Genomic DNA, 15,153 nt, shown 5'->3' on the forward strand with positions numbered 1-15,153 from the left:
TGCGAACAGGAACGTGCCCAATGCTAACCGGCCGAGGCGCGAGCCACCAGCCGGTCAGACTTCTGCACCGAAGCGCAGAAACCAGACTGCTTACGCAGCTACAACAACGACGCGTACGGTAGCTTCAACATCGCTGTGCAGGTGCACGGCTACGTCGTATTCGCCAACGTTACGGATGGTGCCGTTCGGCAGACGAACTTCAGACTTGGCCACTTCAACGCCAGAAGCGGTCAGTGCGTCAGCGATGTCGTGAGTACCGATCGAACCAAACAGCTTGCCTTCGTCACCAGCGGTGGCAGTGATAGTCACTTCCAGCTCAGCCAGTTGAGCAGCACGAGTTTCAGCAGAAGCTTTCTTCTCGGCGGCGGCTTTTTCCAGCTCTGCACGACGCTCTTCAAACGCAGCCACGTTGGCAGCGGTTGCAGCGGTTGCTTTGCCGAAAGGCAGCAGGAAGTTACGACCGTAGCCGGCCTTAACGTTTACTTTGTCGCCCAGGTTGCCCAGGTTGGCGATTTTTTCCAGCAGGATCAGTTCCATTTGGTAATAACCTCTTAACTTTAACCTTCACCGTTCGCAGAACCGTTATCGGCATCTTTCGACGCCAGACGGCCGCGAAAATCAATCAGGCTGTCGACAATGGCAAACACCACCAGCAACGGATAGATCAGCTGCATAAACAGCAACAGCGTGACGTACAACCCCACCAGCCAGAACCGGGTCAGGCGCTTTGCAGCCACCAGACCGTGAATCAAGGCCAGGCCCGCGAACATGAGCGGCACGCTGCACAACGGTGTCAGCATCGCCAGCTGGGGACCGAAATTCGGCCCCACCAACATGCACACCAGCAGCACCAGCATCGGTGCCCGCGGGAGTTTCAGGCTGCGAAATTCGCGCCCGAAACCGCCCGGGTTATACAACAACGCCTGCCAGTACCGCCCAAGGATCAGGCATACCACGCTGACGATCTGCAACAACGCTGCGATCAGGCCGTTAAGGACCGGAGTAATCAGTGCTCCCAGACGCGCTCGCTCTTCTACCGACATCTGCTGGTAGGCTTCACCGAAGACATGGGGCAAGAGTTTTTGCAGCTCTCCCGCCATGGCCTCGATGGGCTCGCGAAATACCGCGCCCAAAACAACTGCGTACAACAATCCAGCCACTACGCTGACCAGCAGCACGCGGACCCAGGACTCGCTGGCGCGCAATACGGCCGCCAACCCCCATGAACCCAGCAACACCATAAGGGTGCGAGGTTCACCGAAATACCACCAGACCAAAGCCGGCAGCAAAGCCCAGGCGAGTACGCCCATGGCGTCACTCAACCCGCGTCGCAGGAGCACAAGGCAACCTGCGGCAGCACTCAACCAGAACAACAGCGGCAATGCCGCACATCCAACAACTACAAGAGTGGCCTGCACGCGGCCGCGCATGATGAATTCAGCCATGGCGCGCATGCGATCTATCCCTTACTGCGTTTGTCGACTACCTGGTCTCAGCGGCCGTGGCTGTCGGTGTAGGCCAGCAGGGCCAGGAAGCGGGCGCGCTTGATAGCGGTAGCCAGCTGACGCTGATAACGAGCTTTGGTACCGGTAATGCGGCTAGGAACGATCTTGCCGGTTTCGGATACGTAGGCTTTCAGGGTGTTGAGATCTTTGTAATCGATCTCCTTCACATTTTCAGCTGTGAAGCGGCAGAATTTACGACGACGGAAGAAACGTGCCATGTAATGGGCTCCTCAAAAGGTCCGTGGATTACTCGTCAGCGTTATCGCTGTTGTCGCTGTCATCACCATCAACGCCTTCGGCGTCGGAGTGCTCAGGACGATCGCGACGCTCACGGCGCTCACTGCGGTTTTCTTCAGCCTTGAGCATTTCGGACTGGCCGGTAACGGCTTCGTCGCGACGGATGACAAGGTTACGGATCACGGCATCGTTGTAACGGAAGTTGTCTTCCAGCTCGGCCAGAGCCTTGCCAGTGCACTCAACGTTCAGCATCACGTAGTGAGCCTTGTGAACATTGTTGATTGCGTAGGCCAGTTGACGACGGCCCCAATCTTCCAGACGGTGGATCTTGCCGCCGTCTTCTTCGATCAGCTTGGTGTAACGCTCTACCATGCCGCCGACTTGCTCGCTCTGGTCCGGGTGAACCAGAAAGATGATTTCGTAATGACGCATGAATGCTCCTTACGGGTTGTAGCCTGCCGCCAAAGCGGTCAGACAAGGAGTGAATAACACTGGTTTATCTTGCTCAGCGACAGGCACATGCGCGCCTGCCATGACAGCAAGGGGCGTGATTGTAGAGAAGGGGTCTGAGCGGCGCAAGGAGATTGGTGAATATTTGAACAACAGCTGCAAGCTACAAGCTACAAGCTACAAGCTACAAGCTACAAGCTACAAGCTACAAGCTACAGCATGACCGGCTTGTAGCTTGTAGCTTGAGGCTTCAGGCTTCAGGCTTCAGGCTTCAGGCTTCAGGCTTGAGGCTTGAGGCTTGCCGCTCTTAACCGATCACTTCTTCGCGGCAGCGCGCTGGCGCAGGGCTTCGAAAAGGCAAACGCCAGTCGCCACCGAAACGTTCAGACTGCTCACGCTGCCGGCCATCGGCAGGCGCACAAGATAATCGCAATGCTCCCGAGTAAGACGGCGCATGCCTTTGCCTTCGGCGCCCATGATCAGGATGGTCGGGCCGGTCAGGTCCTGCTGGTACAACTCCTGTTCGGCCTCGCCCGCAGTGCCAACAACCCATAGGCCGCGCTGCTGTAGCTTTTCCAGCGTGCGCGCCAGGTTGGTCACGGCCACGAGAGGAATGACCTCCGCCGCACCACATGCCACTTTCCGAACGGTCGGCGTCAATGTCGCAGACTTGTCCTTGGGCACAATCACCGCCAGAGCACCTGCCGCATCGGCAGTGCGCAGGCAGGCGCCCAGGTTATGGGGGTCAGTGACACCGTCGAGGACCAAAATCAGCGGCGGGCCTTCGGTGCGGTCGAGCAACTCGTCCAGCATCGCCTCGCCCCAGACCTGGCTAGGGCTGACGTCCGCAACAACGCCCTGGTGAACACCCTCTACCCAGGCATCCATCTCGCGTCGCTCGGCCTGTCCGACAGAAACACGGTTCTGCGCCGCGAGCTCGATCAGCACTTGAACCCGCGGATCGCTGCGACCTTCAGCCAGCCAGATCTGCTTGACCCGCTTGGGATGATGACGCAACAGCGCCTCTACGGCATGGACGCCGTAGATCTTTTCCAGCTGACTCATGACTTGACCTTAGGTTTACGCACACCGCCACTGCTAGAGGCAGGAGCCGAGCCGGACTTCGAAGAACCTTTCCGATGCTTGCTCGTCTTGCCAGAGGCGCCTGAGGCATCACTCCCCGACTTTCCCGACGATGCCTTGCTACCACCCTTGGCTTCGGTCAGCAGCGCTTTTTTCATCTCGCGGCTCTTGCGAACCTCTGCATTTTTGGCAGCCGCATCACTCGGGCGATAAGCCTCGACAACAGGCTCTTTCGCAGTCTTGCGGCCTGACTTAGTGGCAGGCGACGTGTCCTTGCCCTTCTCTGCCGCTGCAGGTTCGGCTGATCGGCGCTTGCGGCCAATCGGGGCACTGGTGGTCTTCTCCGACATTTCAAAGTCAATTTTGCGCTCGTCAAGGTCGACGCGCATGACGCGCACTTCAACCGTGTCGCCCAAGCGGAAGCTACGGCCGGTGCGCTCACCTGCCAGACGATGGTGTACTGGATCGAAATGGTAGTAATCGCCAGGAAGCGCGGTGACGTGGACCAGGCCCTCGACATAAATATCGGTCAGTTCGACGAACAGGCCAAAGCCGGTGACCGCGGTGATGACGCCGGGGAACGACTCGCCAACGCGGTCCTTCATGAACTCGCACTTCAGCCAGTTCGTGACATCTCGGGTCGCCTCGTCGGCACGGCGCTCGCTCATTGAGCATTGCTCGCCCAATTGCTCAAGCATGGCTTCGTCGTACGGGTAGATACGCGCTTTAGGGATCGCGGCCGCGCCGGCACGACGGACGTGTGGTGTTTCCTGCTTGGAACGGATGACACTGCGAATCGCGCGATGAGTCAGCAAGTCCGGGTAGCGACGGATAGGCGACGTGAAATGCGTGTACGCCTCGTAATTCAGGCCGAAGTGGCCGTGATTATCCGAGCTGTAAACGGCCTGGCTCAGAGAGCGCAGCATGACGGTCTGGATCAGATGATAATCAGGGCGGTCCTTGATGGTTTCAAGCAGTGCCTGATAGTCCTTTGGCGTTGGACCGTCCTTGCCTTTGTGCAGAGACAGACCCAGCTCGCCCAGGAAGGCGCGCAACTTTTCGAGCCGCTCGGGCGGCGGTCCATCATGGACACGATAAAGCGCCGGAATTTCGTGCTTCTTCAGAAATTCTGCAGTCGCGACGTTGGCAGCCAGCATGCACTCTTCAATGAGCTTGTGCGCGTCGTTGCGCGTCGTCGGACGGATCTCCGCGATTTTGCGCTCAGTGCCGAAAATGATCCGGGTTTCCTGAGTTTCAAAGTCAATGGCTCCGCGCACGTGTCGCGCACCCAGCAGCACCTTGTACAGCGCATAAAGCTGTTTCAAGTGCGGGACCACGTCGCCATATTGCTCGCGCAACTGCTTGGCTTCTGCGGCTTTCGGGTGCTCCAGCATCGAGCTGACCTTGTTGTAGGTCAGACGGGCATGGGAGTGGATAACGGCTTCGTAAAAAACGTAATCGGTCATCTCGCCGGTTTTGGAGATGGTCATCTCGCACACCATTGCCAGACGATCAACCAGGGGATTCAGCGAGCACAAGCCGTTGGACAGTTGCTCAGGCAACATCGGGATGACGCGCTCGGGGAAGTAAACCGAGTTGCCACGCACTTGAGATTCGGCATCGAGTGCCGAGCCGAGCTTCACGTAGCTGGACACATCGGCAATCGCGACGTAAAGCTTCCAGCCGCCGGAGAACAGGCGCAGCTTCCCTGGCTTGGCTTCGCAGAAAACGGCGTCGTCAAAGTCGCGCGCATCTTCACCATCAATGGTGACGAATGGCAGATGACGCAAATCAACGCGGTTTTCCTTGTCCTTTTCTTCGACTTCCGGCTTGAGCTTGGCAGCTTCTTTCAGCACTGCCTCTGGCCAGACGTGAGGAATGTCGTAGGTACGCAGCGCGACATCAATCTCCATGCCGGGCGCCATGTAATTGCCCACGACCTCGGCCACGTCACCTTGCGGCTGGAAGCGCGGGGTCGGCCAGTGGGTGATTTTCACTTCAACGAACTGGCCGACCTTGGCGCCACCATTGCGACCCGGAGTGATCAGCACTTCCTGCTGGATCTTCGGGTTGTCCGGCACGACGAAGCCGATACCGCTTTCTTCAAAGTAGCGCCCAACCACGGTCTCGTGCGCGCGGGAGATGACTTCGACGATCACGCCTTCGCGCCGACCGCGACGATCCAGGCCCGAAACGCGCGCCAGCGCACGGTCGCCATCGAACACCAGACGCATTTGCGCAGGGCTCATGAACAGATCGTCAGAGCCGTCATCCGGGATGAGAAAACCGAAACCGTCACGGTGGCCACTGATGCGACCCAGAATGAGGTCCAGCTTGTCGACCGGCGCATAGGTGCCACGGCGGGTGTAGATGAGCTGCGCGTCGCGCTCCATGGCACGGAGCCGGCGACGCAGGGCCTCGATCTGATCTTCAGTCGTCAGGCCAAATTCTTCCACCAACTGCTCACGGGCCGCTGGCGACCCGCGCTCGGAGAGGTGAGCCAGGATCAGCTCACGGCTAGGGATGGGGTTTTCGTATTTTTCCGCTTCACGAGCGGCCTCGGGATCGAGGGACTGCCAATCGGCCATTAGAATGAGTTCACCTTATCTGTATGTAATTAGTTTGGCATATACCAGATTGAAACGCGAAGACAGCATTTGCTGAGACTTTTCGCTATTTCAATTTTTTTTCGTGAAGGGGCTTTACAGCCATTAATCTCATCCGTAAGATGCGCCCCACAACGACGGCACTGCCTAGTTGTAGTTGAAATCGATCGATTTATCGAATGAAATCAACGAACTGCCCAGATGGTGAAATTGGTAGACACGCCAGCTTCAGGTGCTGGTGACCGCAAGGTCGTGGAAGTTCGAGTCTTCTTCTGGGCACCAATTCAACGAAACCGAGCTCAGGCTCGGTTTTGTGCTTTTTGCGTTCCGAAAAATCAGCTCCATCAGGCAGCCATGAGCTTAGATCACATATCCTTGGCTGTCCGCCCTCCTCGCACGCCTCCATCATCCTTCCAAGAAATTCAAAAATTCAGTTGCACTATTACTAAAAATCTAATTAAATCAGCGCCATGCCCAGATGGTGAAATTGGTAGACACGCCAGCTTCAGGTGCTGGTGACCGCAAGGTCGTGGAAGTTCGAGTCTTCTTCTGGGCACCAAACAAACAAAACCGAGCCAAGTGCTCGGTTTTGTGCTTTCTGGGGTACACCCGCTATGCGCGGAACTGACCGAGGCTTGCCTTCAGTTGCGCAGCCAGCTTGTCCAGCGTCTTGCCGCTGGCGGTCGTTTCCACAACCGCCTGGGCGGCCTTCTCCGCCTGAGCGTGAATGACCTCGACTCGACCTCGCACCGCCTGGGCACCTTGAGCCTGATGCTCTGCCGCCCGGGTGGCAAGACCGATTGCCGCGTGCACCTGCTCGACCGAAGCCTGCACCGACTGCTGCAACCGGGTACTGTCTTTTAACACCGCCAACCCCTCTTCTGCCTGACGCCCGGCCAGACCGATTGTCGCCACCGCCTCGCGCGCGCCAGATTGCAGTTTGGCGATGTGTTCCTGGATATCCCCGGTCGAACTCTGCGTCTTGCTGGCCAGGGCGCGGACTTCGTCGGCCACGACAGCAAACCCTCGGCCAGTTTCGCCGGCACGTGCAGCCTCAATAGCAGCGTTGAGGGCGAGCAAGTTGGTCTGCTCGGCGATGCCATGGATCACCTCCAGCACCACTTCAATCTGCTGGCTCTGCAACGCCAATCGCTCGATCACCTGAGCACCGGTCTCTACCTGGCCGGCCAGCGCCTCGATCAGGCCGCCGACCTGGTTGGAGGTTCGTGTGTTCTCGTCCGTCGCTTGACGGATATCGACCACCTGCTGAAGCGCGGCCTGCATCGCCTGGCTTTCGGCCTGCGCTTCGTCTGCCATCTGCGCCAACGCTTGAAGGCTGGCGGCCACCTCATCGCGCTGTAACTCGGCTGCGGCGCCAGCACCGGCATTGCGCTTGCTCATGGCGCCGATCTCCAGCCCCGTCTGCTGAGCCACGTCGCCCGCCTCGCGAACAATGGGTTGCAGCTTGTCGACAAAGCGATTGACGGCCGCAGCCATGTCACCGATTTCATCGTTGCTATTGAGTTTGACCCGCTTGGTCAGATCACCCTCGCCCGCTGCCAGATCATCCAGCGCGCGATTGAGCAACTGCAGGCGCAGCACGACGCGGCGCCCCAGCACAATGGCCAGCAAAACCAAGACACCCAACCCGACCAGAGACAAGCCCACGCCGATTCTCCAGCGCAGGGTACTTGCGGCGCCTTGCACCGCAGAGCGGGTATTGGTCGCCATCGCAGCTGCGGACGCCTGAGCCGTTTGCAGTCGCGAACGCAACGCAGAAGAACTCTCCGCCGCAGCGCCGCCAAGGCTTTCAGATACCAACTGGTCGCCGCTACCGATCAGCGCAATAAATCGCTTGTCCAGGGTCGCAAGGTTTTCCTCAACGGACGCCGTGGATACACCCATCCGCACCTTGCCGATCTCGACACCGTTAGGGCTGATTGCCGCTTCAACGTAATACACCGAAGGATCTTTCTGGGCGGCGTTCAGAACTTTATCCATCGCACGCTCGCCCTCGCCTTTGGCCAGCAAAGCCTTGATCGACTCGTTTTCGCGGTTCAGATAACGCGTCAGGTGCTCGCCCTGAGCATCGTCATACACCACAAACAGAACGTTCGGATTGCGCTGCGCACGGCGCGCGAACTCAGACAGTGTCGGCGTATCACCATCCCACATGGCTCGTGGCGCGACGGCGGCCAGTAACTCGGCCATGTCTGTCGCCGAGTCCTTGAGGTCCTTCTCAAGTGTCGCGCGCAGCTGCTTTTGCTCGTCCTTGAGGCGCGCGGAAAGCCCGGCGCTCAGGCGCTGACGCGTACTCTGCGATAAGCCATCCAGACTGGAGGTCACATCGCGGCTCGCCTGCTCCAGTTCGCCGGACAACCGCTGCGAATCCTCACCCAGACGCGTCGCCAGCTCAGCTTCAAGCGCGGTAACCGTGCTCCGAGTGAGGGCGACGGCAATCAGGACCTGCACCAGAAGCGCAATTCCAAGAGCAATGAACACGGGGCGCAGCAAACGGCTGCGCAGAAGAGAAGTAACGGCTGACACAGGAAATCCCCCACAACACACGCCAGTAAAATGATGGCATCGTCTTATAAATGGATTCACAGCAAGGGTCGTGCCGCAGCGCTCCGCAGTTTTCAACAGGCAAAACAAAGGGCCGCCGAGGCGACCCTTTGTTTGTGTTTCAACGACTTATCAATCGAACGGGTGACGCAGAACGATTGTTTCGTTGCGGTCAGGGCCCGTCGAAATAATGTCGATTGGCGCGCCGACCAGTTCTTCAAGGCGCTTGATGTACGCACGAGCGTTGGCAGGAAGCTCTTCCAGCGTCTTGGCACCCAGCGTGGACTCGGACCAGCCCGGCACTTCTTCGTACACGGGCTCCAGGCCGATGTAACTGTCAGCGTCGGTCGGGGCGTCGATGACTGCACCGTTTTCGTTCTTGTAACCCACGCAGATGTTGATGGTCTCAAGACCGTCCAGCACGTCAAGCTTGGTCAAGCAGATGCCGGAGATGCTGTTAACGTCGATGGCGCGGCGCAGGATAACCGCATCGAACCAGCCGCAGCGACGGGCGCGCCCGGTGGTTGCACCGAACTCATGACCACGCTTGGCCAGAAACGCGCCGACATCGTCGAACAGCTCAGTCGGAAACGGACCCGAACCCACTCGAGTGGTGTAAGCCTTGGTGATGCCCAGGATGTAATCCAGGTACATCGGCCCCATGCCCGAACCCGTGGCGATGCCGCCCGCGGTGGTATTGGAACTGGTGACGTACGGGTAAGTACCGTGGTCAATATCCAGCAGCGAGCCCTGGGCGCCCTCGAACATGATGTCTTTGCCGGCACGACGCATTTCGTGCAGCACTGCCGTCACGTCGAGCATCATCGGCTTGAGCAGCTCTGCGTATTCCATGCACTCGTCGAGTGTCTTCTGGAAGTCGATCGCCGGCTCTTTGTAGTAATTGACCAGCACGAAATTGTGGTAATCCAGCAACTCGCCCAGTTTGGCGGCGAAGCGCTCACGGTGGAACAGATCACCGATGCGCAGGCCACGACGCGCAACCTTGTCTTCGTAAGCCGGGCCGATACCGCGACCGGTCGTACCGATCTTGTGTTCGCCGCGGGCTTTTTCGCGCGCCTGATCCAGAGCCACGTGGTAGGAAAGGATCAAAGGGCAGGACGGGCTGATGCGCAGACGCTCGCGCACCGGAATACCTTTCTCTTCCAGTTTGGTGATCTCACGCATCAGGGCATCGGGTGCGACAACCACGCCGTTACCGATCAGGCACTGCACGCCTTCGCGCAGTACACCGGAAGGGATCAGGTGCAGGACGGTTTTTTCACCGTCGATCACCAGCGTGTGGCCGGCGTTGTGGCCACCTTGGTAGCGCACCACCGCCGTTGCATGTTCGGTCAGCAGATCAACGATCTTGCCTTTGCCCTCATCACCCCATTGGGTGCCCAGGACTACGACATTCTTACCCATAACACTTGTCCTCATTCGCGCAAACTTGGTGCCGGCAGCGGCCGGCAGGGAAACTCAAGAGGCCAGCGGCAGTACTTGCCAAAACTCGCCTTGCTGAATCAATTGCCGGTCGCAGTCGGCGTCTTTTGCCGCCGAAACCGGTTGTCCTGGCAGCGCCTGGACCACACGTTGACCGTCGGCACGCAGCTGGCAAACCTTTCGCCACAATGCTGCATCGGTGCTGTCGGGCATCCAGATACCGCCAGATGGCAGCTCGATCTGCGCTCGACCTCGCGTCACCAGTGTCTTCAAATCAGTGGAAAAGCCCGTTGCCGGGCGGGCGCGACCGAAATCGGCACCGATGTCATCGTATCGGCCGCCCTGAGCGATCGACTGACCGACACCCGGCACGAATACCGCGAACACCACACCCGTGTGGTAGTGGTAGCCGCGCAACTCGCCGAGGTCAAAATACAACGGTAGCTCAGGAAAACGAGCCGAAAGGCGTTCGGCAATTTCCTGCAGATCATCCAGCGCTTCAATGACGGGCGCCGGCGCGGCCGCCAAACGGTCGCGCGCCTGGCCCAGCACCGTGCGGTCACCGCACAGATCAACCAGCGCCCGCAGCATGCCGGCCAAATCGGCGGGTAAACCTTCGGTCAACGCAATGACCTCGTCGATGGCTTTGCGCTGCAATGCATCAAACAGCTGCTGCTCGACTTCGCCAGACAAGCCGGCAGCGCGAGCAAGGCCACGGTAGATCCCCACGTGACCCAGATCCATGTGGACATCCGGAACGTCCGCCAACTGCAGCATCGCCAGCATCAAACTGATGACCTCGACGTCACTGCTCGGACTTGCATCGCCGTACAGCTCGGCGCCTAGCTGGATCGGGCTGCGAGAAGACGACAGCGCACGCGGCTGCGCATGCAACACGCTGCCAGCGTAGCAGAGCCGGCTCGGGCCTTCGCGACGCAGAGTGTGTGCGTCAATGCGTGCGACCTGCGGAGTGATGTCCGCGCGAAAGCCCATCTGCCGACCCGATTGCGGATCGACGACCTTGAAGGTGCGAAGATCCAGATCCTGGCCCGCACCTGTGAGCAATGATTCGAGGTATTCGATGTGCGGGGTCACGACGAATTCGTAGCCCCAGCTCTGAAACAGATCCAGCACCTGACGACGCGCGACTTCAATGCGCGCAGCTTCCGGCGGCAGTACTTCTTCGATGCCATCCGGCAGCAGCCAGCGGTCAACCGTTGCCATTACGCCTTTCCCCTATGATCCGGGCGGCCGGCCCTTGGGCAAGCCTTGAGTGAAGCAGACAGCATTCTGCGGACGCGGGCATGGAAAAGTCCCGTGCCTGATGCGCCGCGTTAAGGTGAACACCGTCCTCGAAAAAACTGCCGCGCACGGAACACGCCACGGCCAATCAATCGTGCAGACGCAAAAAAGCCGGGAATTTCCCGGCTGCCGCATCATACACACGTTTCGTCGCGCGATCACCCCGACGGGCTGTTTTGCCGCCCGGCGGGATGATCATGTGCTGATGCGATTACGGCTTGGCTTTTTCCAGATAGCGGAAGAACTCGCTGCTTGGGTCCAGCACCATCACGTCGCTTTTGTTCGCGAAGCTTTCACGGTAGGCGCGCAGGCTGCGATAGAACGCATAGAACTCCTGATCCTGACCGTATGCCTTCGAATAGATCGCAGCCGCTTGAGCATCACCGTCACCACGCGCCTCTTCAGACTCGCGATACGCTTCGGCGAGCAATACACGACGCTGACGATCGGCGTCGGCACGGATGCCTTCTGCCAGCTCGTTACCCTTGGCGCGATGCTCACGCGCTTCACGCTCACGCTCGGTGCTCATCCGCTCGAACACGCTGCGGTTGACTTCCTTCGGCAGATCGATGGCCTTGACCCGCACATCCACGACTTCGATGCCCAGCTCTTTGCCGGCCATGGTGTTAAGCGAAGCGGTGATGTCAGCCATCAACGCGTCACGCTCACCTGAGACGACTTCGTGCAGGGTACGTTTACCGAACTGGTCACGCAGACCCGATTCCAGACGACGCGACAAGCGCTCATCGGCAATCTGCTTCAGGCCGGATGTCGCGGTATAGAAACGCTCAGCGTCCTTCACGCGCCATTTGGCATAGGCATCTACCATGACGGCTTTCTTTTCCAGCGTCAGAAAACGCTGAGTCGGCGCGTCGAGGGTCATCAGTCGACCATCAAACTTGCGCACCTGGTTCACGTAAGGAATCTTCACGTGCAGGCCAGGTGAGACGTCGGCCTGAACAACACGACCAAACTGCAGCAACACCGCTCGCTCGGTCTGAGCGACGATGTAGAAGCTGTTCCATGCGACCACAGCCAGCACGACACAGACAATCAGGGCCACCAGAGATTTGTTGCTCATCAGCGAGTCTCCCTAGTGCGCGTGTCGCGTTGCTGCTGCATATCCGCAGCTCTGGAGCCTGGATCAACGACAGGGGCAGCAGTGCTGCCGCCAGACGAAGTGGAACCGTTACGGCTGCTATCGATCATTTTGTCCAACGGCAGATAAAGCAGGTTGTTTTGACCTTTATCGCCGGTCACAAGCACCTTGCTGGTGTTGCTGAAGACTTCCTGCATGGTGTCCAGATACAGACGCTCACGCGTGACCTCCGGCGCCTTGCGGTACTCGGCGACCAGCTTGGTGAAGCGGTCCGCCTCACCCTTGGCCCGCGAGACCACTTCGTCACGATAACCGTTGGCGTCTTCCACGATGCGCTGAGCCTGACCGCGAGCTTCCGGGATCACGCCGTTGGCATAGGTTTCAGCCTGGTTGCGCGAACGTTGCTCGTCCTCACGTGCGCGGATCACATCGTCAAACGCTTCCTGGACTTCACGCGGCGCCGCAGCGCTCTGAACGTTGACCTGGGTGACGGTGATGCCGGTCCGGTAGGTGTCGAGGAAACGCTGCAGGCGCTCCTTGATTTCGCTGGCCATGAGTTCACGACCTTCAGTCAGCACCTGATCCATCGCAGTAGAACCGACGACGTGCCGCAGGGCACTTTCGGTCGCATGCTGCAAGCTGACTTCAGGCTGATCAACGTTCAGCACGAAGTCCTGCAGATTGGTGATCTTGTATTGCACGGTGAGCGGCACCTCGACGATGTTTTCGTCTTCGGTGAGCATCTGACCCTGCTTGCTGTAAGCACGCTCGCGCGTCACGTTCTCGAGATATTTGCGATCAAACGGCGGGAAATAGACGTTCAGACCCGGCCCTACGGTTTCGTAGTATTTGCCGAAGCGCAGCACAACAGCCTGCTCCTGCTCGTCGACCACATAGATGGCGTTGTACAGCCAGATCGCAAGCAGCACGACCAGACCGATGCCGAGCAGACCCAGACCACCGCCCTTGCCCGAACGACCGCTGCTGCCGCCGCCATCGCCACTGCGTTTCTTACCACCACCGAACAACCCATTCAGGCTTTCCTGCAGCTTACGGAAGGCCTCGTCGAGATCCGGTGGCCCCTTGCGGTCGCCGCCCTTGCGCTTACCACCCCAAGGATCCTGATTATTCGAGTTGCCACCCGGCTCATTCCAAGCCATAGCGCTCTCCATCTGATAAAGCAAAGACGCGCCCACGGCGCGCCGACCAATGCTACAGAATGCCCGTCATAGCGGTACAACCGCTTTGTCAGGCTTTTATTGCAAAGTGTGTTGCTCGATGAATTCCAGCGGCTGCAGTCCTTCGCGACTCACCAGGCGATTGAATTCAACTCGGGGTAACCGTACAGCCAGAAGGCTCTGCCCTTCTTCGTCATGCTCTTCGCTCTGCACCGCACCCAGCTTGAAAAACTGGGCACGCAGCCGGGCAAATTGTTGTGTCAGCCGCAACGTTCCTACAAAGAGGTCATTACCCAACACCTCGGCAATGGCCTGCTTGAGCAAATCCAGACCACGCCCGTCACGGGCAGAGACCCAGACCCGCTGCGGCTTGCCGTCGGCGTCCCGCTGAATCTGAGGCTCTACCCCTTCAAGCAGATCGAGTTTGTTATAGACCTCAAGCATCGGCAAGTCCTGGGCACCAATCTCACCCAATACCACCATGACTTGCTCGATCTGCTCCAGACGCTCGGGCTCGTGAGAGTCGATCACATGGAGCAAAAGGTCGGAGTTGCTGGACTCTTCGAGCGTAGCTCGAAAGGCCTCGACCAGCTTGTGCGGCAGATGACGGATGAAACCCACTGTATCGGCCAGCACGATCGGACCAAGGTCGTTTATTTCAAGACGACGCAGCGTCGGGTCGAGGGTCGCAAACAGCTGATCGGCTGCGTAGACGTCGGAGTCGGTCACTGCATTGAAGAGCGTTGACTTGCCGGCGTTGGTATAGCCGACGATCGAAACCGTAGGGATATCGGCACGGGAGCGGCCGCGACGGGCCTGATCCCGCTGACTGCGGACTTTTTCAAGCCGGCCTTTGATCTGGCGTAAACGCACACGCAACAGACGACGGTCGGTTTCGAGCTGCGTTTCACCCGGACCGCGCAGGCCGATACCGCCGCCCTGGCGCTCAAGGTGAGTCCAGCCTCGCACCAGACGCGTGCTCATGTGCTCAAGCTGGGCCAGTTCGACCTGCAGCTTGCCCTCATGGGTACGCGCGCGTTGCGCAAAGATGTCCAGGATCAAACCCGTACGGTCAAGCACGCGGCACTCGAACACGCGTTCAAGGTTGCGTTCCTGACTGGGGGTCAAAACATGGTTGAAGATGACGATATCTGACTTTTCGGTTTTGACCAGGTCACGCAACTCCTCGACCTTGCCGCTACCCACCAGATACTTGGCCGTCGGACGGTGCCTGGGCACGTTGACGAACGAGACGATGTCGGCGCCTGCCGACAGCGCCAGCTCCCGGAACTCCTGCGGATCTTCGCGCGCCTCAGGGTCCTGACCATCCAAGTGAACGAGTATGGCCCGTTCACCACCACTGTGGCGCTCAAAGAACAAAGCAGACTCCTATCAGGCGTTACCTGGCTCGGCGTCAGCCTGTTCGGATTCGGAAGCGCTAGGCAGACGAATTGGGCGAACAGGAACGACAGTCGAGATAGCGTGTTTGTAAACCATTTGGCTGACCGTGTTCTTCAGCAAAATAACGAACTGGTCAAAAGATTCGATAGTGCCTTGCAGCTTGATACCGTTTACCAGATAGATCGAAACCCCAACCTTTTCTTTACGCAAAGTGTTCAGGTAAGGGTCTTGTAGCGAATGCCCTTTTGACATGTGCCGCACTCCTTTAAGGATCAATAGAATAA

Annotated in this window: 13 protein-coding genes and 2 tRNA genes; 2 read left to right on the forward strand and 13 right to left on the reverse strand. The window is 58.8% G+C overall.

Translation table 11 applies throughout. From position 1 onward, the window contains the following. Positions 1–90 precede the first annotated feature (90 nt). The 6 genes from rplI to rnr all read right to left on the reverse strand — a co-directional run bounded on the left by rplI (position 91) and on the right by rnr (position 5,863). A complete protein-coding gene (gene rplI / locus QRN48_RS22540; RefSeq protein ID WP_037015702.1) occupies positions 91–537 on the reverse strand; it encodes a 50S ribosomal protein L9 in 447 nt (148 codons plus the stop codon). 20 nt (positions 538–557) lie between these two features. Next, positions 558–1,454: a YybS family protein gene (locus QRN48_RS22545; protein ID WP_037015705.1), complete on the reverse strand. Its 897-nt coding sequence runs from the start codon at positions 1,452–1,454 to the stop codon at positions 558–560. Between the two features lie 38 nt (positions 1,455–1,492). Beyond that, complete coding sequence (gene rpsR / locus QRN48_RS22550; protein ID WP_037015707.1) at positions 1,493–1,723, reverse strand: 30S ribosomal protein S18; 231 nt, start codon at positions 1,721–1,723, stop codon at positions 1,493–1,495. 28 nt (positions 1,724–1,751) lie between these two features. Beyond that, positions 1,752–2,174 (reverse strand): 30S ribosomal protein S6, encoded by a 423-nt coding sequence (gene rpsF, locus QRN48_RS22555; RefSeq protein WP_037015709.1) that lies wholly within the window; start codon positions 2,172–2,174, stop codon positions 1,752–1,754. 333 nt (positions 2,175–2,507) lie between these two features. Beyond that, positions 2,508–3,257: a 23S rRNA (guanosine(2251)-2'-O)-methyltransferase RlmB gene (gene rlmB / locus QRN48_RS22560; protein WP_037015712.1), complete on the reverse strand. Its 750-nt coding sequence runs from the start codon at positions 3,255–3,257 to the stop codon at positions 2,508–2,510. Further along, positions 3,254–5,863 (reverse strand): ribonuclease R, encoded by a 2,610-nt coding sequence (gene rnr / locus QRN48_RS22565; RefSeq protein WP_191942732.1) that lies wholly within the window; start codon positions 5,861–5,863, stop codon positions 3,254–3,256. Before rnr ends, rlmB begins: the two co-directional genes overlap by 4 nt. A 213-nt stretch (positions 5,864–6,076) precedes the next feature. Here rnr and QRN48_RS22570 point away from each other — a divergent pair. Both QRN48_RS22570 and QRN48_RS22575 read left to right on the forward strand, forming a co-directional pair. Next, a tRNA-Leu gene (locus QRN48_RS22570) sits at positions 6,077–6,163 on the forward strand. A gap of 190 nt (positions 6,164–6,353) precedes the next feature. Then, a tRNA-Leu gene (locus QRN48_RS22575) sits at positions 6,354–6,440 on the forward strand. A 53-nt stretch (positions 6,441–6,493) separates the two neighbouring features. Here QRN48_RS22575 and QRN48_RS22580 read toward each other — a convergent pair. From QRN48_RS22580 to hfq, 7 genes are all read right to left on the reverse strand, one after another. Beyond that, entirely contained in the window at positions 6,494–8,428 is a 1,935-nt protein-coding gene (locus QRN48_RS22580) for a methyl-accepting chemotaxis protein (RefSeq protein ID WP_285353410.1), read from the reverse strand. A gap of 150 nt (positions 8,429–8,578) precedes the next feature. Continuing rightward, complete coding sequence (locus QRN48_RS22585; RefSeq protein ID WP_037015720.1) at positions 8,579–9,871, reverse strand: adenylosuccinate synthase; 1,293 nt, start codon at positions 9,869–9,871, stop codon at positions 8,579–8,581. A 54-nt stretch (positions 9,872–9,925) separates the two neighbouring features. Then, positions 9,926–11,113 carry an ATP phosphoribosyltransferase regulatory subunit gene (locus tag QRN48_RS22590; RefSeq protein WP_285353413.1) on the reverse strand — a complete coding sequence of 396 codons (1,188 nt, stop codon included), beginning with the start codon at positions 11,111–11,113 and terminating at the stop codon, positions 9,926–9,928. A 289-nt stretch (positions 11,114–11,402) separates the two neighbouring features. Continuing rightward, complete coding sequence (hflC, locus tag QRN48_RS22595) at positions 11,403–12,272, reverse strand: protease modulator HflC (RefSeq protein WP_037015724.1); 870 nt, start codon at positions 12,270–12,272, stop codon at positions 11,403–11,405. Then, the gene (gene hflK / locus QRN48_RS22600; RefSeq protein WP_191942729.1) at positions 12,272–13,450 is read right to left on the reverse strand and encodes an FtsH protease activity modulator HflK; all 1,179 of its coding nucleotides are present in this window, start codon (positions 13,448–13,450) and stop codon (positions 12,272–12,274) included. The genes hflC and hflK overlap by 1 nt, the downstream gene beginning before the upstream one ends. 96 nt (positions 13,451–13,546) lie before the next feature. Continuing rightward, complete coding sequence (gene hflX / locus QRN48_RS22605) at positions 13,547–14,848, reverse strand: ribosome rescue GTPase HflX (RefSeq protein WP_037015730.1); 1,302 nt, start codon at positions 14,846–14,848, stop codon at positions 13,547–13,549. Positions 14,849–14,860: 12 nt separating this feature from the next. Beyond that, entirely contained in the window at positions 14,861–15,121 is a 261-nt protein-coding gene (hfq, locus tag QRN48_RS22610; RefSeq protein ID WP_037015731.1) for an RNA chaperone Hfq, read from the reverse strand. Positions 15,122–15,153 lie beyond the last annotated feature (32 nt).

This window comes from Pseudomonas sp. ME-P-057, assembly GCF_030208975.1.
Lineage (GTDB): Bacteria > Pseudomonadota > Gammaproteobacteria > Pseudomonadales > Pseudomonadaceae > Aquipseudomonas > Aquipseudomonas lutea.